We start from the raw sequence: 19978 nt of genomic DNA on the forward strand, positions 1-19978 counted from the left end.
CCCCGTCTGCGAGGCTGCATAGCCTCATCAACCAGCGACGTCCGCCGAGCCCTTTTCAACATCGGGCGGGACATCCCCGTTTGAAGAAGCCCAGCGCCTCGAAACCATTATCAGTGCGGCCATAGACCGCGCCGCCCTTGGTGAAGGTGCCGCCATTGCTGTCATAGCTGCTGGTCAGATAGCCGCCGATCGACCGGCCCGGCGCCAGAACGTCGTCGACATCGACGGTTTCATAGACGATCGCGCCGCCAAGCGCGCCGGGGCCGGCATCGGCCGGCGCCACGCCCGGATCAACCCGCGCCACCTTCAGCAGCGCCGGATCGATCAGATTGGTGCCGGTGTGGTGGAAGACCTTGTTGTTCTGCCGCGCGCCATCGATGCTGACCGCCAGATTGGTTTCCTCGACCCCCTGGACATAGACCTTCTGGCTGAGCGGCTGGCCACCACCGACCGACACCGTCGCCTCGCCCGCGAAGACATCCTTCAAGGTGGTGGGGTTACGGCGCGCCAAAGTTTCAGGGCCGATGGTGATGGAATTGGCCCGGTCGGCGGCGCCGGCGCGGATATCGCGCGATACAGCCCCCTGGACCAGCATCGGGTCGAGGACGGTGGTGGTGGCGGCACCGTCGACGGCGTCCACGATCACCGCCGTGCCGCCATCCAGCCGGAAGCCCAGCCCGGTGCCGGCCAGAAGCTGGCGCAGCGCCGCATCGGGGCTCATGGTGCCGGTGACGCCGCCGGTGCGCGCCCGGCGTACCAGATCGCCATGGGCCGAGATTTGAAGCCCGGCCTGACGGCCGAATTGCGGCAGGGCATCGGGCAGCGGCTGGGCCGCAATGTCGAAGCTGCGGCTGGCCTGGGTGGTGGTCTGTTGCGCGACGGCACCCGACGCCAGGCCAATGCCGAGCGCGGTCGACACGGCCAGTGCCGCCAACCGGCGGCGAGCCTTGTCGTGATGGGTGGTGCTGCCGGCCATCCTGTCATGCCCCTGTCTGCGATGTGGTGCGTGTCGCGTCGTTTTTGTGCGACTACGACGCAATTGCATGTTTCGCAGAAGCGACGATGGCCGGGGGGCGGGTGTTCAGGCTTTTTTGAGATGACCGGCGTTTTTCCGGATCAATCCTTCGACATCACCACGATCCAGGGGGTGATCTGGCGGATATGCGCGTGCTGCGCGCCGGCGATGGCACGCAAGGCCGCCAGCGGGTCGGTGAGGCTGTAGACCCCGGTGAGCGGCTGGCGCGCCAGATCATCGCCCCGCACCAGCACCAGCCCGGTGAGATAGGGCCGCAACGCGTCGACCACCTCGGCCACCGGCCGGTCGCGGGCGATCACCTGTCCGTCGGTCCAGACAGCGATGTCCCCGGCGGCCCGATGGCCAAGGCGCGGGGCACCGGTATCGCCGAGTGCTGCCCAGTCACCGGCCTGAAGGACGGCTTCCGCGGGTGCGTTGCCGCCGGACCTCGCCACCCGCACACGGCCCTCGCGCACGGCGACGCGGGTCTCGTCGTCGTCGCGCCGCACCTCGAAGGCGGTGCCGAGAACGGTGGCGCTGACATCGCCGACGGTGACCTGGAAGGGGCGGGTCGGATCGGCTGCCACCTCGAAGAAGGCCCGGCCCTCGATCAGGGCGACCCGGCGGTCGGTGCCGGTGAGGTCGACCCGGATGGCGCTGTCGGGTGCCAGCCGGACCCGGCTGCCGTCGGACAATGTCACCTGCGCGGTTTCGGCGTGGCCGGTGACGTGGTCGGCGGTCCAGCGGGTGATCTGTGCCGGCAGGATGGCGACGGCAACGCAGGCCGCCATCGCCATGGCGACCAGGGCCGCCGCGCGCCGGCGCGGGCGGTTGGCGGGCGGGCGATTGAGGGGTGTGTGAACAGAGGGCAGCGGCCGTGGACCGGTGCCGCCGGCATCGGTCCTTCTGGCATCGCGCCAGGCCGCTTCATGCACCGGCATGGCCATGCCCATCACCTGATAGGTCCGCGCCAGCGCCGCCCAGTCGTCGGCATGGCGCGGATCGGCCGCGTGCCAGCGCGCGAAGGCCGCCGCCAGCCCGGCATCATCGGGGGCGTCGAGCAGCACCACCAGCCAGTCGGCGGCGGTTTGCGGTGGCAACGGGCCGGTCATGGCGCGGGCTGATCTCCCGGACGGGCGGTACCAAGGGGGGGGGCGCGATCGGTGGCATGATCCATAGACGTCGGCTGCCCCGCCAGCGTTCAGTCATGGTGGCCGTCCTGGTGCAGTCTCTGGCGGCAATGCTCCAGCCCCTGGACCACCAGCGCATGGGCAAGCCCGGTCGAGATGTTCAGGTGGCGGGCGATCTCGCGGATCGAACAGCCGCCGAACCGGTGCATTTCCAGCGCGATCCGGGTGCGTTCGGGCAGTTCGGCCATGGCGTCGGTGACCCGTTGCAGCGCGCGGCGGGCGCCGATCTCCGCTTCGGGCGAGGGGCGGTCCTCGGCCATTCCGGCCAGCACGCCGGTATCCTCGGCCACCAGCCGCAGCCGGTCGCGCCCCAGCCGGCGGCGCAGGTCGAGCGAGAGATTGCGCACGATGCGATAGAGATAGGCCAGCGGCTCATCGACCGGACGGTCGTCGGCAACGCCTTCAAAGCGCAGATAGGCGTCCTGGACGACATCCTCGGCATCGGCGCGATCGCCGACGATGCGGTTGGCGTAATTCACCAGCCGGCCGCGATGGGTCATGAACATGTCGAGCTTGTCGGGATTGTGGGCCAAGCTGTCGGGGATCCCGGATCGAACGGCGCCTGCCGCTGACATAGCATGACCGATATCGAAATTGCGACTGATTCTCAAAACGAAATCGGGCCGGAATCGGGCGCATGGGATCAGGCGCGCGGAATCAGGCGCAGACAGGCAAGGCTGGCAAGGGCGCAGGCGGTCAGCGCCAGGCCCAGGGCCGCCGCATCATCATGCGGCAGCAGGGCGGCGGTGGTGGCGATGATGGCTGAACCGCCCAATTGGAACAGGCCCAGCAGCGACGAGGCGGTGCCGGCAAGTGACGGTTCAAGCTGTACTGCCCGGGTCATGATGTTGGGCACCTGCATGCCGAGCCCGATGCCGAACAGCGCCATCGGCAGCATCAGCCCCCAGGCGGACAGCGCGGTCGCGAGCGCCGTTGCGGTCATCGCGATCCCGGCCAGCAGCAGAATGACGGTGCCCGCCATGATCAGCCGGCGCCCGCCCAGCCGACGGCCGAAGCGGCGAACAACGCGGGTGCCGATCAGGAAGCCCGAGGACGGCAGCAGGGACCAGAAGCCATAGGCATCGGCGCGGATGCCCAGCGTGTCGATCAGCAGCACCGGCGCCGTGCTCACGAAGATGAACAGGCCGCCGAAGGTGAAGGTGAGCATCAGCCCATAGCCCCAGAACACCGGCATGCGGATGAAGACCCGATAGCCTTCGATCACCCCGGTCAGGCGGGCCCGCGCGCGGTCGGCATCGCCCAGGGTTTCGGGCAGGCGCCGCCAGACCAGCAGGGCAACCGCCAGCGCCGAGCCCAGCAGCAGGCCGAAGCTCCACCGCCAGGACAGCAGGTTTTCGATCAACCCGCCGATCACCGGGGCGCTGCCCGGCGCCAGTGCCAGCGCCAGGCCCAGCGACGACATCGCCAGCACCAGCCGGTCGGGCGGCACGGCATCGCGCAGCACACCGCGCCCGACCACCGGGCCTGCGGCAGCGCCCAGCCCCTGCACGAACCGGAAGATCATCAGCGTGGTGACATCGCCCGCGACCATGGCGCCGGCCGAGCCCACCGACAGCAGGCCGAGCCCGATCAACAGCGCCGGCCGGCGCCCGGCCCGGTCGGCCAGCGGGCCATAGAACAACTGGCCCGCGCCATTGCCGATCAGGCAGATCGAGAGGGTGAGCTGCGCCATCCGGCGGTCCGTGTCCAGATCGCGCGCCAGGGCCGCCAGCGACGGCAGATAGATCGTGCCGGCGGCCTGCCCGACGATGATGGCGGTGATCACGATCCAGAACGCCCAGGCGGCGGTGCGGTCGGTCTTGGCAGCCATGGGCAAGGGGCACTCCGGCGGGTTGGCTTTGGCCGTCGCACCGAAACCGGTGCGCAAAGCCGCCGCCGACCATAGCCGGCCCTTGCGGGGTTCGCCAAGCCCGGGCCGCGACCGCCGGTGCCGCCGCCCGACGATCAGCCGGTGGTGAACCGGGCGGCAGCCGCTTCGGCCAGGGCGCGGCGGCGGGCGATGCGGTCGGCGAAGGCCGTGGTGACGGCATCCAGCACCGCCGGCGGCGCCGTGTCGGGCCGGCCGGCGCCCATCGGCGGTTCAGGGGCGTATTCGATGGCAAGCTCGATGCCGGCGGCGACGTCGGGGCCGGCGATGCGGGCGGCCAGTGCCACCGCGATGTCGATGCCGGCGGTGACCCCGCCGCCGCTGGCGATGCGGCCATCGACCACCACCCGGTCCGCGACCGGGATCGCGCCGAAGATCGCCAGCAGATCATGGGACGCCCAATGGGTGGTGGCGCGCGTCCCGCGCAGCAGCCCGGCCGCACCCAGCAGCAATGCGCCGGTGCAGACCGACGCGATGCCATGGGCGGTGGTGGCCGCCTGGGCGCGGACGAAATCGAGCACCGCGTCATCGGCCAGCAGCGCGTCGATGCCGCCGCCACCGGGGATCAGCAACAGGTCGAGCGGCGGGCAGTCGGCGATCGTGGCGTGCGGCGTTAGCATCAGCCCGCCATCGGCCGCGACCGGCTGGTCGTCGCGCCCGACCAGCAGCGGCGCCCAGCCGGGGATGCGCAGGAACACCTCCCATGGGCCGACCATGTCGAGGGCGGTGATGCCGGGAAAGATCAGCAGGCCGGCGCGGCTGGGGGCAGGGATGTCGGTCATCATGCGTCTCCGGGGCGGGTGATATGCGGTGGGACTGTCTGCATGCTGATCCGGATCACGCTCGACCGAAAGGTCATCAAACCCTCGTTTTCGGCAGAGGCCTCGCCCTGGCCGCCGCTGCGCGATAGGCTTCAGGTGCCGGTCGATCATCGACAAGGGAGCCTGTCATGCGCGAGATCGTTTTTCTGGGGTTCGCCCAGGCCCAGCTTCTGGACGTGACCGGGCCGTTCCAGGTCTTTGCCACCGCCAACGACCTGCTGATCGCCGGCGGCAGGGCGCCGGTCTATGGGCTGCGCTATCTGGCAGGCGGAGGCGGGCCGGTCGCGACCACGGCGGGGCTGATGCTGATGGCCGAACCCGCGGCGGTGCTGGACAGGCTGCAGCCGCACACGCTGATGGTGGCGGGCGGCGAGGGGGTGAATGCCGCCATCCGCGACCGGGATCTTCTCGACCGGTTGCAGCGCGGTGCCGCGCGCTCGGTGCGGGTGGCCTCGGTCTGCTCCGGCGCGCTGGTGCTGGCAGCGGCGGGGCTGCTCGACGGCCGCCGCGCCACCACCCATTGGTGCCGCACCGACGAATTCCGGCGACGATTTCCGCGGGTGACCCTGGACCCGGACCAGATCTGGGTGCAGGACGGACCGGTCTGGACCTCGGCCGGCATCACCGCTGGCATCGATCTGGCCCTGGCGCTGGTGGAAGCGGATGAAGGCCCGGCGCTCGCACGGGCGGTGGCCCGGCAATTGGTGGTGTTCCTGCGCCGCCCCGGCGGCCAGTCGCAGTTCAGCCCGCTGCTGCCGAAGCCGGCGACGGCCGCCGAGGATGATTTCCTGGCCCTGCGCATTCAGGCCACCGCCGATCCGGCCGCCGATCTGACCGTGCCGGCGCTGGCCGCCCGCGCCGGCATGGGGGTGCGTGCCTTTGCCCGCGCCTTTCGCGCCGCCACCGGCGAGACCCCGGCGCGCTGGGTTGAGGCGATGCGGATCGATGCCGCCTGCCGGGCGCTGGAATCCGGTGCCGGCTCGATCAAATCCGTGGCCGTGACGGCGGGCTTCGGCGATGACGAACGCATGCGCCGCGCCTTTCTGCGCCGGTTGGGCGTGACACCGGATATTTATCGATCCCGGTTCGGCAGCGCGGCCTGACCGGTTGAATGCTGCACTGCATCTTGTCATGGATCGGGCCGTCAAGATGCGAACAAGACGGTGATCGCCTGTCGGTGTGTTCAATACAGGACATGATGAAGACGGCTTGCATGATCATTTGCGGCGTGATACTTGGCGAATATCGGCGGCGCCTGTCGATCAATACAGATCGCGCCGATCATTTGCAAAGGATCGGATCTATGAAGAAAAGCGTGCTGGGCGCCGTGGCCATGCTGGTCGCCGCCGGCTGGGGCAGCGCCGCCCTGGCGAATAATTTCGCCCTGACCATCGAAAATCGTACCAAATCGGTGGTCGAGTCCTTCTACGCCTCTCCCGTCGGCGAAGACGACTGGGAAGAGGACATGTTCGAGAACAAGGTGCTGGCCCCGGGCAAGAGCCTCACGGTCCGCTTCTCGGACGACCGCCAGGTCTGCAAATACGACATCCGCTTCGAATTCCAGGGCGATCGTCTGGACCCGCTGGAAGACACCCAGAATCTCTGCGATCTCGGCACCTATACCATCACCGAGTGAGGCCGACCGGGCTGGGTGAGCCCGCAGGACTGGCCGCGCGTCACCGCATCCACGCCGCCGCTGTCTGCGGGGGCGTGGATGCGGTGCCGCCGTGCCAGTCATGCGAGGCGGCGAAGGCGCGGAATAAGGTGGTGGTTTCCGTGGGCGTGCCGCGCCAGGACAGGCCGATCAGGCGGGTCGGCTCATAGTCGGTGATCGGGATCATGGCGATGCCGGGGCGTTCGAAGCTCTGCGGCATCAGCGCCAGGCCCAGATCGGCCGCGACCAGCGCCACTGTCCATTCATCCTGCGTGGAGCGGTGGACGATGCGCGGCCGGGCGCCGGCCGCCAGGAAATTGCGCCGGACATCGCCCATCACCTCGCAATGCCGCCTGAGAATGAAGGGCAGGCCATCGAGTTCGGCCAGCCGGATCTGGCTGCGGCGGGCCAGCGGGTTGCGTTCCGACACAGCGATCCGATAACGGTCGCGGAACAGGGGGGCCGCCTCGGCGCGGTCGGCATCATCGGCGATCCGGGTGATGGCGGTGTCGACGCGTCCGGCGGTCAGCGCCTCGTCGATCTCGGCCGCCGTGCCCTCGAACAGATCGACATCGACACCGCGCTGGCCGTTGGCGAACTGGATCAGCAGGGCCGAAATCCGCTCGACCGGCTGGGTCTTGAGCACGCCCAGCCGCAGCCCCTGGCGATCGGTGCCCCGGCGCACCACCTGTTCGGCGATGGCCGCTTCCTGAAGGATCACCCGGGCATGGCCCTGGAAACGCCGCCCGGCATCCGTGAGGTCCACCCGCCGCGCCCGGCGCGTGAACAGGGCCGTGCCCAGCCCGTCTTCCAGCTTGCGGATACCCGCCGACAGGGTCGGCTGGGTCACGAACACCCGTTCGGCCGCCTTGGTGAAGCTGCCGGTCTCGGCGACCGCCAGAAAATAGCGGATCTGGTAGAGGTCCAAGGCAATGGTCTCCGGTGGCGGCATGGGACGCGGGATAGCGGGTCTGCCATAGACGCTGTCGATGCGTCATATGAAAAGATACAATTTCATCTATGGGGTGGCGACCGCTATAGTTCGCCGCATACCGGACACGCGCCACGCCAGAGGGCGCGACCGGTCTTCCTGACACCGCCTGCCATGCCGGAACACACACGCTGCGGATGATCGTCCGCGGTGGGCATCAGGGGATCGTTCAAGGGAAGACCAAGGGAGATGACCGCCATGGATGCAAGCCTGACGGAACGGCTTCTGCCGGCGCATGACCTGCCCGAATATCGTGTGCAGGATCCGGATTTCGAGCCACGGGTGCGCGCAAGCTTCGAGGCGCAGGCGATCATGCGCGCGATCGGCGCGGTGATGACGGTGTGCGCGCCGGGCATCTGCCAGATCGAACTGCCCTGGTCCGAGATGGTGACCCAGCAGGACGGGTTCTATCATGGCGGCATCGTGGGCGCCGTGGCCGACAGCGCCTGCGGCTATGCCTGCCACACCCTGATGCGGCCCAGCACCCGTGTGTTGACCGTGGAATACAAGCTGAACCTGATGGCGCCGGCGGTGGGGGCGAAGCTGATTGCACGCGCCCGCGTGCTGAGAGCGGGGCGCACCCTGTCGATCGCGCAATGCGACGTCTTTGGCGACCGCGATGGCCGGCCGGTGTTCTGCGCCGCCTCGCAATCGACCCTGATCGAAGTTGCCGAAAGCTGAGCGGCCAGACGCTGAGCGGCTGCCGCCGCTTGCCGGCTGAACTGACGCCGGGCCGCACCAAACTTGGGAGAAGACACCATGCTGTCGAATTACCCGACACTGAATTTCGACCTGGGCGAGACCGCCGACATGCTGCGCCAGACCGTGGTGAGCTTCACCGCGCAGGAGATCGCGCCGCGCGCGGCCGATATCGACCGTGAGAACGATTTCCCGGCCGATCTGTGGGAGAAGATGGGCGATATCGGCGTGCTGGGCATGACGGTGTCGGAAGATTACGGCGGAACCGGCCTCGGCTATCTGGAACATGTCGTGGCGATGGAAGAGATCAGTCGCGGCTCGGCCTCGGTGGGCCTGTCCTATGGCGCGCACAGCAATCTGTGCGTCAACCAGATCCACCGCAACGGCACCCAGGAGCAGAAGCTGCACTATCTGCCCAAGCTGTGCAGCGGCGAGCATGTCGGCGCGCTCGCGATGAGCGAGCCGGGTGCGGGTTCGGACGTGGTGTCGATGCGCCTGAAGGCCGAGAAGAAGGGCGACCGCTATGTCTTGAACGGCTCGAAGATGTGGATCACCAACGGCCCCGAGGCCGACACCCTGGTGGTCTATGCCAAGACCGACATGGAGGCCGGCCCGCGCGGCATCAGCGCCTTCATCATCGAGAAGGGCATGAAGGGCTTTTCGGTGGCGCAGAAGCTCGACAAGCTGGGCATGCGCGGATCGAACACCGGCGAGTTGGTGTTCGAGGATTGCGAGGTGCCTGAAGAAAACGTGCTGGGCGGCCTCAACAAGGGCGTCCATGTGCTGATGAGCGGCCTCGATTACGAGCGCGCGGTGCTCTCGGCCGGCCCGCTCGGCATCATGCAGGCCTGCATGGATGCGGTGCTGCCCTATATCCACGAACGCAAGCAGTTCGGCCGCCCGATCGGCGAGTTCCAGCTCATGCAGGGCAAGATGGCCGACATGTATGTGACGCTGAGTGCCACCCGCGCTTACGTCTATGCGGTGGCCAAAGCCTGCGACCGTGGTGAGACCACCCGCAAGGATGCCGCAGGTGCGATCCTCTATGCGGCCGAAAAGGCGACATGGATGGCGCTTGAGGCCATTCAGACGCTGGGCGGGAATGGTTATATCAACGATTATCCCACGGGGCGCCTGCTGCGCGACGCCAAACTCTATGAGATCGGCGCCGGCACGTCCGAGATCCGCCGCATGCTGATCGGCCGGGAGCTGTTCGGCGAGACGGCGTGACCGACGGGTCGCCCGCCGACAGTTTGTTCCAGGAGAGATCAGAGCCATGACCACCGCATCCGATCCGATCGTCATCACCGGTGCCGCCCGCACGCCCATGGGCGGCTTTCAGGGCGACTTCAAGGATCTGACCGCATCCGAACTGGGTGCCGCCGCGATCCGTGCGGCACTGGAGCGTGCCGGCGTGCCGGCCGCCGACGTCGAGGAAGTCGTGATGGGCTGCGTGCTGCCGGCGGGCCAGGGCCAGGCCCCGGCGCGCCAGGCGTCGATCGGCGCCGGGCTGCCGCTCGATGCCGGCTGCACCACCGTCAACAAGATGTGCGGCTCGGGCATGAAGGCGGCGATGTTCGCCCATGACCAGTTGCTCGCCGGTTCCAACAGCGTGATGGTGGCCGGCGGCATGGAGAGCATGACCAACGCGCCCTATCTGCTCGACAAGGCGCGCGGCGGCTATCGCATGGGCCACGGCCGGGTGATGGACCACATGTTCCTCGACGGCCTGGAAGACGCCTATGACAAGGGCCGGCTGATGGGCACCTTCGCCGAAGAGACGGCGAAGCATTATCAGTTCACCCGCGAGGCCCAGGACGACTTCGCGATCACCTCGCTGAAGCGCGCCCAGGCGGCCGACACGGATGGCAGCGCCGCCGCCGAGATCGTGGCGGTGACGGTGAAGACCCGCGGCGGCAGCGTCGAGATCGGCATCGACGAGCAGCCGCGCAAGGCCAATCTGGACAAGATCCCGACCCTGCGCCCGGCCTTTGCCAAGGATGGCACGGTGACCGCGGCCAATTCGTCGTCGATTTCCGATGGCGCGGCGGCCCTGGTGCTGATGCGCGCCTCGGAAGCGGAACGCCGCGGGCTGACGCCGCTGGCGCGGATCGTGGGCCATTCGACCCACGCTCAGGAACCGGCATGGTTCACCACGGCCCCCATCGGCGCGCTGAACAAGCTGTTCGCCAAGACCGGCTGGACCGCGAAGGATGTCGACCTCTACGAGATCAACGAGGCCTTCGCCGTGGTCACCATGGCGGCGATGAAGGAACTCGACCTCGATCACGAGCGGGTGAACATCTATGGCGGCGCCTGCGCGCTGGGCCACCCGATCGGCGCCTCGGGCGCGCGCATTCTGGTGACCCTGCTGAACGGCCTGAAGCGCAACGGCATGAAGCGCGGCATCGCCAGCCTGTGCATCGGTGGCGGCGAGGCGACGGCGCTTGGTGTCGAACTGATGAACTGATCCTGGCTGGCGCGTCCTCGCGCCCTGCCAGACCCGACGACGGTGGCCGGCCCCTTCTACCCCCTTAAGGGCGCCGGGCACCGTTGGTGCCGCCGCCGCACGAGCCAGGTCCGTCCCCCGGTCCTCAAGCCATGCGGTGGCGGCGCCGTCCCCCGCGCGGTCAGATGCTCGCGGGCGATGTTGTCAGACGATCCTGGTCCGTCCCGGTATGTTCCGGGGCGCGACCGACAGTGCCGGAGCCGGACCGATGATCCTGACCGAAGAGCAGCAGATGACCCGCGACATGGCGCGGGCTTTTGCCGAAGGCGAGTTGAAGCCCCATGCGGCCGACTGGAGCCGCGAGCACATCTTTCCGCGAGAGGCGCTGGGCAAGATGGGCGCGCTCGGCCTGCTGGGCATGATCGTGCCCGAGGAATGGGGCGGCGCCGGCACCGACAACGTGTCCTATGCGCTGGCGATCGAAGAAATCGCCGCCGGCGACGGCGCGGTCTCCACCATCATGAGCGTGCATACCTCGGTCGGCTGCATGCCGATCCTGAAATTTGGCACGGATGACCAGAAGCAGCGCTTTCTGCCGGCGATGGCCCGCGGCGAGAAGATCGGCGCCTTCTGCCTGACCGAGCCGCAGGCCGGATCGGATGCGAGCGCGCTGAAGACCCGGGCGTCGTATGAAAACGGCATGTGGACGCTGAACGGCACCAAGCAGTTCATCACCTCGGGCGCCAATGCCGATGTGGCGATCGTGTTCGCGGTCACCGATCCGGCTGCGGGCAAGAAGGGCATCTCGGCCTTCATCGTGCCCACCGACACTCCCGGCTACAAGGTCGGCCGCGTGGAGGAGAAGCTGGGCCAGCATGCTTCCGACACCTGCCAGATCATCTTCGACGACCTGAAGCTGACCCCGGATCTGATGCTGGGCCAGCCGGGCGAGGGCTATAAGATCGCGCTGTCGAACCTGGAAGGCGGGCGCATCGGCATCGCTTCGCAGTCTGTCGGCATGGCGCGCGCCGCGCTGGATTATGCCGTGCAATACGCCCTGGAGCGGGAGAGCTTCGGTGTGAAGATCTTCCAGCATCAGGCGGTGTCGTTCCGGCTGGCGGACATGGCGACCCAGGTCGAGGCGGCCCGGCTGATGGTGGTGCGGGCGGCGCAGATGCGCGATGCCGGCATGCCGTGCCTGAAGGAGGCGTCGATGGCCAAGCTGTTCGCCTCGGAAATGGCCGAAAAGGTGTGCTCGGCGGCGATCCAGACACTCGGCGGCTATGGCTATCTGGCCGAGTATCCGGTGGAGCGGATTTACCGCGACGTCCGGGTCTGCCAGATTTACGAGGGCACCAGCGACATTCAGCGTCTGGTGATCGCCCGGTCGCTGGCGGCCTGAGGGGCGTATCCGGAAGACGCGCCGGCACTGCCGCCGGCCCATCCATCAGACCATCAAGGCGGAGACGGGCGGCCAAGACCCGTCCCGCCGGTGCGGAGGAAACGCCCAGATCATGGCTGAGCCGATCGACTTCTATTTCGACTTCACCTCGCCCTATGGTTACATCGCCGCCCATCAGATCGATCAGATCGGCGACCGCCACGGCCGCGCGGTGCGCTGGCATCCGTTTCTGCTGGGGGCGGTGTTCAAGCTGACCAACATGCAGCCGCCGATCACCGACCCGATGAAGGGGCCATATGCGCTGCGCGATTTCGCCCGCTCGGCACGGCTGGCCGGGCTGCCCTTCCGGATGCCGGCCGCCTTCCCATTCCACCCGGTGGCCGCGGCGCGCGGCTTCTATTGGGCCGATGCGGTTGATCCGGAGCGGGCCAAGCGGCTGGCGCTGGCGATCTATGCCCGGCTGTTCGCGCAAGGCCCCGAGATCCACGATGCCGGCCCGACCACCCCTGAGATGGTGGCTGATCTGGCGGCGGATGTGGGCTTCGACCGCGATGCCTGCCTGGCTGGTATCGGCGCCGACGACACCAAGGCGCGGTTGCGGGCCGCCGGCGAGCAGGTGGTTGCGCGCGGCGTGTTCGGCAGCCCGTTCTTCCTGATCGACGGTGAACCCTTCTTCGGCGCCGACCGGCTGGGTCAGGTCGACCGCTGGCTTGAAACCGGCGGCTGGTGACAGTCCGCCTGCCGGTGGCGGCCTCGGCCCGCCGCACTCTTCTCCTTCTCCGCTCCTAGAGCAGATCCTGATCAGGTGGTATCACCTGGTCAGGTAAAGATGCTCGATAAACTCGTAACTTAGAGTGATTTTCGTGGACCAGACGACGCGAAAGTCACTCTAGACGTCCGGGAACCTGCTTGGCCATGCGACAGATCAGAAGTGCGATCAACACCCGCTCAGACGAGTTCCGCGACAATGCCGCCCATATGCGTGCCCAGGTCGACGACCTGCGCGACAAGGTGGCCGCGATCGCCGAAGGCGGCGGCGAGGTCGCCCGCAAGCGCCATGTGTCGCGCGGCAAGCTTCTGCCCCGCGACCGGGTGCGGGCGCTGCTCGACCCGGGCTCGCCGTTTCTGGAGCTGTCGCAATTCGCGGCCTTCGGCATGTATGGCGAGAGCATTCCCGGCGCCGGGATCATCACCGGCATCGGCCGGGTGGCGGGCGTGGAATGCGTGATCGTCGCCAATGACGCGACGGTGAAAGGCGGCACCTATTATCCGGCGACGGTGAAGAAGCATCTGCGCGCCCAGGAAGTGGCGATGCAGAACCGGCTGCCCTGCATCTATCTGGTCGACAGCGGTGGCGCCAATCTGCCGCAGCAGGACGAGGTGTTCCCCGACCGCGACCATTTCGGCCGGATCTTCTTCAATCAGGCCAATATGTCGGCGATGGGCATTCCGCAGATCGCGGTGGTGATGGGGTCGTGCACCGCCGGCGGCGCCTATGTGCCGGCGATGTCGGATGAGACCATCATCGTGCGCAACCAGGGCACCATCTTCCTGGGCGGCCCGCCGCTGGTGAAGGCGGCGACCGGTGAAATCGTCACCGCCGAGGATCTGGGCGGCGCCGACGTGCATTCGCGGGTCTCGGGCGTCACCGACCACTATGCCCAGAACGATGCCCATGCCTTGCAGATCGCGCGGCGGATCGTCGGCAGCCTGAACTGGCGCAAGCCTGCCGCGCTGGCGCTGGCCGCCCCGCGCGACCCGGCCTATGACCCGTCGGAACTGGCCGGCATCATCCCGCGCGACCCGCGCCGGCCCTATGATGTGCGCGAAGTGATCGCGCGGGTGGTCGACGGCTCGGAATTCGACGAGTTCAAGGCGCTCTATGGCACGACGCTGATCACCGGCTTCGCCCATCTCTATGGCTATCCGGTCGGCATCATCGCCAATAACGGCATCCTGTTCTCGGAATCGGCCCAGAAGGGCGCCCATTTCATCGAGCTTTGCGCCCAGCGCGGCATTCCGCTGATCTTCCTGCAGAACATCACCGGTTTCATGGTCGGGCGGAAATATGAAAGCGGCGGCATCGCCAAGGATGGCGCCAAGATGGTGACCGCGGTGGCGACGGCGCAGGTGCCGAAATTCACCATGCTGATCGGCGGCAGCTTCGGCGCCGGCAATTACGGCATGTGCGGCCGCGCCTATAGCCCGCGCTTCCTGTGGATGTGGCCCAATGCCCGCATCTCGGTGATGGGTGGTGAACAGGCGGCCAGCGTGCTGGCGCAGGTGAAGCGCGATGCGATGGAGAAGCGCGGCGAAAGCTGGGCGGCCGACGACGAGGCCGCGTTCAAGGCGCCGATCCGCGACCAGTATGAAGTGCAGGGCCATCCCTATTATTCCTCGGCGCGGCTGTGGGACGACGGCATCGTCGACCCGGCCGATACCCGCCGGGTGCTGGGGCTGGGCCTGTCGGCATCGCTGAACGCGCCGATCGGGCCGACCCGCTTCGGCGTGTTCCGGATGTGATGCGCCGCGGTGCCGCCATCGTCTCTGTTCAGTGCTTTCCGAGGATGCCCCTTGTGATGACCGAAACCTCCCCCCTTGCCGTGGTGGTTGCGACCGATGACCGGGGCGTCGCGCGCGTCACCATGGCGCGGCCAGACCTGCACAACGCCTTCGACGACAAGCTGATCGTGGAACTGACCCGGATCTTCCGGGGGCTCGATGCCGACCCGGCGGTGCGGGTGGTGGTGCTGGCGGCCGAGGGCAAGAGCTTTTCAGCCGGCGCCGACCTGAACTGGATGCGGCGGATGGCCGGATACAGCCGGGACGAGAACCTGACCGATGCCGGCGCGCTGGGCGCCATGGTCCGGGCGCTGAACGATCTGTCGAAGCCGACCTTGGCGCTGGTTCAGGGAGCGGCCTATGGCGGTGGCGTGGGATTGGTGGCGGCCTGCGATATCGCGATCGCCACGCCGCGGGCCAAATTCGCGCTGACCGAGGTGAAGCTGGGCATCATCCCGGCGGTGATCAGCCCTTATGTGATCAACGCCATCGGCCTGCGCTGGGCCCGGCGGCTGTTCGTGACCGCCGAGGCGATCGACGCCGACCGCGCGGCCGAGATCGGCCTGATCCATGAGGTGGTGGCGGCCGAAGACCTGGAAGCGGCCGGCGAGCGGCTGGTGAAACTGCTGCTGGCCAACGGCCCTGAAGCGATGGCCGCGGCCAAGGATCTGGCCTTCGCCGTGGCCGGCCGGCCGGTGGATGACGCGCTGGTGGCCGACACCGCCGCCCGCATCGCCGACCGCAGGGCATCTGCGGAAGGCCGCGAGGGATTGGGCGCCTTTCTTGAGAAGCGCCCGCCATCCTGGCGCGACTGATCCGCCCGGCCGCGCTGATCGGCTATCGGCGCTGTCCTGTTGCACAGGGGTGGCACGCCCACCACCACCTTCAGAAAAATCGGGGACCGTAACGCATGTTCGGCAAAGTCCTGATCGCCAATCGCGGCGAGATCGCCTGCCGCGTGATCCGCACCTGCCGCCGGCTCGGCATCGCCACGGTCGCGGTCTATTCCGAGGCCGACCGCGACGCGGCCCATGTCGAGATGGCCGACGAGGCCGTGCTGATCGGCCCGGCGCCGGCGCGCGAGAGCTATCTGAAGGCCGACCGGATCCTGGAGGCGGCGAAGGCCACCGGCGCCGAGGCCGTGCATCCCGGCTATGGCTTCCTGTCCGAGAATGACGGCTTCGCCGAGGCCTGCGCCGCGGCCGGCATCGTGTTCATCGGCCCGCCCGCCGATGCGATCCGCGCCATGGGATCGAAGAGCGCCGCCAAGCGGATCATGGAGGCGGCCGGGGTGCCGCTGGTGCCCGGCTATCATGGCGAGGATCAGGACGAGGCGCTGCTGTTGGCGGAAGCCCGCCGCATCGGCTGGCCGGTGCTGATCAAGGCCACCGCCGGCGGCGGCGGCAAGGGCATGCGCGCGGTGATGTCGGAGGCGGAGTTCGCGGGCGCGCTGGCAGGCGCCAAGCGCGAGGCGGCGTCCAGCTTCGGCGATGACCGGGTACTGATCGAGAAATACCTGCTGACCCCGCGCCATATCGAGATCCAGGTCTTCGCCGACCAGAGCGGCCGGGCCGTGTATCTGTTCGAGCGGGACTGCTCCATCCAGCGCCGCCATCAGAAGGTGGTGGAAGAGGCACCGGCGCCGGGCATGGACCCTGAGACCCGCGCCGCCATGGGCGACGCGGCGGTGAAGGCGGCGCAGGCGATCGGCTATGTCGGTGCCGGCACCGTGGAATTCATCGTCGATGCCTCGGCCGAGGGCGCGGGCGCGTTCTATTTCATGGAGATGAACACCCGGCTTCAGGTCGAGCATCCGGTGACCGAGGCGATCACCGGCCAGGATCTGGTGGAATGGCAGTTGAAGGTGGCCGATGGCGAGCCCCTGCCGCTGGCTCAGGACCAGCTTGCCATCGACGGCCATGCCATCGAGGTGCGGCTGTATGCGGAAGACCCGGACGGCGATTTCCTGCCGGCGACCGGGCGTCTGGCGCATCTGGTGCCGCCGGAAGGCGAGGGTGTGCGGGTCGACAGCGGCGTGCGCGCCGGCGACGAGGTGTCGATCCATTACGACCCGATGATCGCCAAGCTGATCGTTCATGCGCCCGATCGCGGCCAGGCGATCGTGAAGCTGCGTCGCGCGCTGGGCACCTATGAGGTGGCGGGGCTGAAGACCAATCTGGCGTTCCTGCGCCGGGTGGCGGCACATCCGGCCTTCGCCGCCGCAGCACTTGATACCCGCTTCATCGAACGCCACCGCGCCGACCTGCTGCCCGGGCCGCAGCCGGCGTCGGACCGGGTGCTGATCACCGCGGCACTGCATCGGCTGCTGGTGCTGGGAGGCGAGGTCAGCCGCCGGGCCGCGGCGTCGACCGACCCGCACAGCCCCTGGGCCGCGGCCGATGGCTGGCGGATGAATGCGGTGAGCCATGTCGACGATCATTTCCGCGACGGCGAGCGCGAGATCGAGGTGCGGGTGCATTTCCGCGGCAGCGATTATGCCGTGGCGGTGGGTGACGGGCCGTCGCTGCCGGTGCGCGCCACCCTGGGCGATGGCGGACGGATGACCCTGGATGTCGACGGCCACCGCTTCACGGCACGGGTGGCCGGGATCGGCGCCAGGGTTCATGTCTGGGCCGCCGACGAGCATGCGATGGTGGAACGCTTCGACCCCTTCGCCTTCACCGGCGACGAGGCGGCCGGCGGTGGCCGGCTGGTGGCGCCGATGCCGGGCAAGGTGGTGCAGGTGCTGGTGGCGGCCGGCGATGTGGTGGAGAAGGGCACGCCGATGATCGTGCTTGAGGCCATGAAGATGGAGCACACCATCGCGGCCCCGGTCGACGGCACGGTGGATGCGGTTCATTATGCCGCCGGTGATCTGGTCGAGGATGGCGCCGAACTGCTGGCCTTCAAGCCGACAGAGTGAGCGGCGCACGCCTTTGACCGAATAGTGAGGAGACAGACAGCCATGGCCCTTCCGTCGGATGTCCGCATCGTCGAGGTCGGCGCACGCGACGGCCTTCAGAACGAGAAGGCCGTGGTGCCGACCGCCGTCAAGATCGCGCTGATCGAGCAACTGGCCGCGGCCGGCCTGCCGGCGGTGGAGGCCACCGCCTTCGTCAGCCCGAAATGGGTGCCGCAGATGGCGGATCATGCCGAGGTGATGGCCGGGCTGACCCGCCGCCCCGGCACCCGCTATCCGGTGCTGACCCCTAATATCAAGGGGCTGGAGGCGGCGTTGGCTGCCGGCGCCGACGAGGTGGCGGTGTTTGGTGCTGCGTCGGAAGCGTTCAGCAAGCGCAACATCAACTGCACCATCGCCGAAAGCCTCGACCGGTTCCGGCCGGTGGTGGATGCGGCGCGCGCCGCCGGTGCCGAGGTGCGCGGCTATGTGTCCTGCGTGCTGGGCTGTCCCTATGAGGGCGAGATCGCACCCGAGAAGGTGGCCGAGGTCTCGAAGGCCCTGCTGGATATGGGCTGTTATGAGGTGTCGCTGGGCGACACGATCGGTGTCGGCACGGCCGGCCGGGTGCACAGGCTGATCGAGACCGTATCGGCGGTGGTGCCGCGCGAGCGGCTGGCGGTGCATTTCCACGACACCTATGGCCAGGCCCTGGCCAATATTCTGGCGGCGCTGGAAGAGGGCATCGCCGTGGTCGACAGTTCCGTGGCCGGGCTGGGCGGCTGCCCCTATGCCAAGGGTGCCACCGGCAATGTCGCGACCGAGGACGTGCTGTACATGCTGCACGGCATGGGGATCAACACCGGCGTCGATCTGGACGCGGTGCTGGAGGCGGGCTGGTTCATTTCCGACCAGCTTGGCCGGCCGCCGGTGGGCCGGGTGTCGCGGGCGATGCGCGCCCGGCGCGATGCCGCCTGACCGCCCGCCGCCCATGACCCGACCACATCGATGACCCGACCGACCATAGGAACAGCCCTGCCGCCGATGATATCGGCGGCAGGGCTTCTGCTTGCGGTGACGGCACCGCTGTTTGCCGGCGATGCCGCCACCGCGGTGCAGGCGGGCGGGCTGGCGCTGGCGATGCTGGTGCTGGTGGCGACCGGTGCAGCACCTGAGGCCTATGCCGCGGTGCTGTTCTTTGCCGGTGCCGCCCTGCTTGGCACCGCCCCGCCCGACACGGTGTTCTCGGGCTTTCATTCCGGGGCCTTCTGGCTGGTGCTCTCAGGGCTGGTCTTCGGGGCGGCGGCGCGTCATGCGGGGCTGGCCGACCGGCTGGCGCGGGGGGCGGCCGGCGCCTTCGGGCGGTCCTATCCGGCGCTGATCGCAGGCCTGGTGGCGGCGGGCGTGGCCCTGGCGTTTCTGGTGCCGGCGGCGGTGGGGCGGGTGGCGCTGCTGGTGCCGATCGCCCTGGCGCTGGCTGATCGCGCCGGCTATCCGACCGGGCATCCCGGTCGCACCGGGCTGGTGCTGGCGGCGGCGCTGGGCACGTTCTTTCCGCCCTTCGGCATCCTGCCGGCCAATGTGCCTAACATGATCCTGACCGGTGCCGCCGAAACCCTGTACGACCATCATTTCGGCTATGGCGACTGGCTGCTGCTGCATTTCCCGGTGCTGGGCATGGTGAAGGCGGTGCTGCTGGTGGGGTTGCTGGTGCGCCTGTTTCCGGCACCGCCGCCGGTCGCGGCCGATGCCATGGCGCAGACGGCACCGGCCGATCCACGCGCGCTGACCCGGCTGGCGGTGATCCTGGGCGCGACCCTGGCCCTGTGGGCGACCGACTGGCTGCACGGGCTGAAGCCGGCCTGGATCGGTCTGGCCGCGGCCGCGCTGATCCTGACCCCGCGCCTGCGTCTGGTGCCGGCGGATTTCATCCGCACCGGCCTGCCGGTCGGCACCCTGCTGTTCATCGCGGCCATGCTGTCGCTGGGCGCCGTCATTGCCGCCAGCGGCCTGGGCGATGCCATGGGGGCGGTGATGATCGCCATTGCCGGCTTCGAGCCCGGCGCCGATGCCGCCAATGTCTACAAGCTGGGGTTGATCTCGGCCGTCGTCGGGCTGCTGGGGTCGCTGCACGGCACCCCGGCGATCCTGGCCCCGCTTGCCGAGCGGCTGGTGGCGGCAACCGGCCTGCCGCTCGATACCGTGCTGATGACCCAGGTGCTGGGCTTTTCCACAGCGCTTCTGCCCTATCAGTCGCCGCCGGTGATCGTGGCGCTGGGGCTGTCGGGCATCGGCCAGCGCGCGGCGGCGCGCGCCATGCTGGCGCTGGGGCTGATCACCCCGCTGTTGATCTGGCCGCTGGATCTGGTGTGGTGGACCCTGCTGGGCCGGATCTGACGGACGGCGGC

The 19978-nt window shown here is 68.5% G+C and carries 18 protein-coding genes; 12 read left to right on the forward strand and 6 right to left on the reverse strand.

Translation table 11 applies throughout. From position 1 onward, the window contains the following. Positions 1–55 precede the first annotated feature (55 nt). The 5 genes from IEW15_RS09045 to IEW15_RS09065 form a co-directional block, all read right to left on the reverse strand. Complete coding sequence (locus IEW15_RS09045; protein ID WP_188577037.1) at positions 56–976, reverse strand: TonB-dependent receptor; 921 nt, start codon at positions 974–976, stop codon at positions 56–58. Positions 977–1116: 140 nt separating this feature from the next. Then, positions 1117–2127: a FecR family protein gene (locus IEW15_RS09050; protein WP_188577040.1), complete on the reverse strand. Its 1011-nt coding sequence runs from the start codon at positions 2125–2127 to the stop codon at positions 1117–1119. A gap of 89 nt (positions 2128–2216) precedes the next feature. Continuing rightward, the gene (locus tag IEW15_RS09055; protein WP_188577041.1) at positions 2217–2738 is read right to left on the reverse strand and encodes a sigma-70 family RNA polymerase sigma factor; all 522 of its coding nucleotides are present in this window, start codon (positions 2736–2738) and stop codon (positions 2217–2219) included. A 110-nt stretch (positions 2739–2848) separates the two neighbouring features. Beyond that, positions 2849–4036, reverse strand: a complete 1188-nt coding sequence (locus IEW15_RS09060; RefSeq protein ID WP_188577043.1) for a multidrug effflux MFS transporter — start codon at positions 4034–4036, stop codon at positions 2849–2851. 134 nt (positions 4037–4170) lie between these two features. Next, positions 4171–4875: a DJ-1/PfpI family protein gene (locus IEW15_RS09065; protein ID WP_188577046.1), complete on the reverse strand. Its 705-nt coding sequence runs from the start codon at positions 4873–4875 to the stop codon at positions 4171–4173. 167 nt (positions 4876–5042) lie between these two features. Between IEW15_RS09065 and IEW15_RS09070 the strand changes: the two genes are divergently transcribed. After that, a complete protein-coding gene (locus IEW15_RS09070; RefSeq protein ID WP_188577047.1) occupies positions 5043–6017 on the forward strand; it encodes a GlxA family transcriptional regulator in 975 nt (324 codons plus the stop codon). Between the two features lie 200 nt (positions 6018–6217). Then, positions 6218–6550: a hypothetical protein gene (locus tag IEW15_RS09075; RefSeq protein WP_188577049.1), complete on the forward strand. Its 333-nt coding sequence runs from the start codon at positions 6218–6220 to the stop codon at positions 6548–6550. Positions 6551–6590: 40 nt separating this feature from the next. On the opposite strand, the gene IEW15_RS09080 is transcribed toward IEW15_RS09075, so the two are convergent. Next, positions 6591–7496, reverse strand: coding sequence for a LysR family transcriptional regulator (locus tag IEW15_RS09080; RefSeq protein WP_188577051.1), 906 nt, complete (start codon positions 7494–7496; stop codon positions 6591–6593). A gap of 252 nt (positions 7497–7748) precedes the next feature. Between IEW15_RS09080 and IEW15_RS09085 the strand changes: the two genes are divergently transcribed. The 10 genes from IEW15_RS09085 (at position 7749) to IEW15_RS09130 (ending at position 19967) form a co-directional block, all read left to right on the forward strand. Then, the gene (locus tag IEW15_RS09085) at positions 7749–8240 is read left to right on the forward strand and encodes a PaaI family thioesterase (protein WP_229707953.1); all 492 of its coding nucleotides are present in this window, start codon (positions 7749–7751) and stop codon (positions 8238–8240) included. Between the two features lie 78 nt (positions 8241–8318). Continuing rightward, entirely contained in the window at positions 8319–9488 is a 1170-nt protein-coding gene (locus tag IEW15_RS09090; protein WP_188577053.1) for an isovaleryl-CoA dehydrogenase, read from the forward strand. A 46-nt stretch (positions 9489–9534) separates the two neighbouring features. Then, positions 9535–10728, forward strand: a complete 1194-nt coding sequence (locus IEW15_RS09095; RefSeq protein WP_188577055.1) for an acetyl-CoA C-acetyltransferase — start codon at positions 9535–9537, stop codon at positions 10726–10728. Positions 10729–10975: 247 nt separating this feature from the next. Next, positions 10976–12109, forward strand: coding sequence for an acyl-CoA dehydrogenase family protein (locus tag IEW15_RS09100; RefSeq protein WP_188577057.1), 1134 nt, complete (start codon positions 10976–10978; stop codon positions 12107–12109). Positions 12110–12221: 112 nt separating this feature from the next. Then, positions 12222–12839 carry a 2-hydroxychromene-2-carboxylate isomerase gene (locus IEW15_RS09105; RefSeq protein WP_188577059.1) on the forward strand — a complete coding sequence of 206 codons (618 nt, stop codon included), beginning with the start codon at positions 12222–12224 and terminating at the stop codon, positions 12837–12839. A 185-nt stretch (positions 12840–13024) separates the two neighbouring features. Beyond that, positions 13025–14632, forward strand: a complete 1608-nt coding sequence (locus tag IEW15_RS09110; RefSeq protein WP_188577062.1) for a carboxyl transferase domain-containing protein — start codon at positions 13025–13027, stop codon at positions 14630–14632. Positions 14633–14688: 56 nt separating this feature from the next. Continuing rightward, positions 14689–15486, forward strand: a complete 798-nt coding sequence (locus IEW15_RS09115; RefSeq protein WP_188577064.1) for an enoyl-CoA hydratase/isomerase family protein — start codon at positions 14689–14691, stop codon at positions 15484–15486. A gap of 95 nt (positions 15487–15581) precedes the next feature. Then, on the forward strand, positions 15582–17594 hold the full coding sequence (locus IEW15_RS09120) for an acetyl/propionyl/methylcrotonyl-CoA carboxylase subunit alpha (RefSeq protein WP_188577066.1): 2013 nt from the start codon (positions 15582–15584) through the stop codon (positions 17592–17594). Positions 17595–17636: 42 nt separating this feature from the next. After that, a complete protein-coding gene (locus IEW15_RS09125; RefSeq protein ID WP_188577068.1) occupies positions 17637–18548 on the forward strand; it encodes a hydroxymethylglutaryl-CoA lyase in 912 nt (303 codons plus the stop codon). A 30-nt stretch (positions 18549–18578) separates the two neighbouring features. After that, positions 18579–19967 (forward strand): SLC13 family permease, encoded by a 1389-nt coding sequence (locus tag IEW15_RS09130; RefSeq protein WP_188577070.1) that lies wholly within the window; start codon positions 18579–18581, stop codon positions 19965–19967. The last annotated feature ends 11 nt before the right edge of the window (positions 19968–19978 follow it).

It is taken from the genome of Tistrella bauzanensis (assembly GCF_014636235.1).
In the GTDB taxonomy this organism is placed as follows: domain Bacteria; phylum Pseudomonadota; class Alphaproteobacteria; order Tistrellales; family Tistrellaceae; genus Tistrella; species Tistrella bauzanensis.

Coding starts and splice junctions, on each gene's coding strand:
- IEW15_RS09120 (WP_188577066.1), top strand. CDS start 15,582: ATGTTCGGCAAAGTCCTGATCGCCAATCGCGGCGAGATCGCCTGCCGC.
- IEW15_RS09085 (WP_229707953.1), top strand. CDS start 7,749: ATGACCGCCATGGATGCAAGCCTGACGGAACGGCTTCTGCCGGCGCAT.
- IEW15_RS09110 (WP_188577062.1), top strand. CDS start 13,025: ATGCGACAGATCAGAAGTGCGATCAACACCCGCTCAGACGAGTTCCGC.
- IEW15_RS09060 (WP_188577043.1), bottom strand. CDS start 4,036: ATGGCTGCCAAGACCGACCGCACCGCCGCCTGGGCGTTCTGGATCGTG.
- IEW15_RS09105 (WP_188577059.1), top strand. CDS start 12,222: ATGGCTGAGCCGATCGACTTCTATTTCGACTTCACCTCGCCCTATGGT.
- IEW15_RS09095 (WP_188577055.1), top strand. CDS start 9,535: ATGACCACCGCATCCGATCCGATCGTCATCACCGGTGCCGCCCGCACG.
- IEW15_RS09100 (WP_188577057.1), top strand. CDS start 10,976: ATGATCCTGACCGAAGAGCAGCAGATGACCCGCGACATGGCGCGGGCT.
- IEW15_RS09090 (WP_188577053.1), top strand. CDS start 8,319: ATGCTGTCGAATTACCCGACACTGAATTTCGACCTGGGCGAGACCGCC.
- IEW15_RS09050 (WP_188577040.1), bottom strand. CDS start 2,127: ATGACCGGCCCGTTGCCACCGCAAACCGCCGCCGACTGGCTGGTGGTG.
- IEW15_RS09065 (WP_188577046.1), bottom strand. CDS start 4,875: ATGACCGACATCCCTGCCCCCAGCCGCGCCGGCCTGCTGATCTTTCCC.
- IEW15_RS09070 (WP_188577047.1), top strand. CDS start 5,043: ATGCGCGAGATCGTTTTTCTGGGGTTCGCCCAGGCCCAGCTTCTGGAC.
- IEW15_RS09075 (WP_188577049.1), top strand. CDS start 6,218: ATGAAGAAAAGCGTGCTGGGCGCCGTGGCCATGCTGGTCGCCGCCGGC.
- IEW15_RS09130 (WP_188577070.1), top strand. CDS start 18,579: ATGACCCGACCGACCATAGGAACAGCCCTGCCGCCGATGATATCGGCG.
- IEW15_RS09045 (WP_188577037.1), bottom strand. CDS start 976: ATGGCCGGCAGCACCACCCATCACGACAAGGCTCGCCGCCGGTTGGCG.
- IEW15_RS09125 (WP_188577068.1), top strand. CDS start 17,637: ATGGCCCTTCCGTCGGATGTCCGCATCGTCGAGGTCGGCGCACGCGAC.
- IEW15_RS09115 (WP_188577064.1), top strand. CDS start 14,689: ATGACCGAAACCTCCCCCCTTGCCGTGGTGGTTGCGACCGATGACCGG.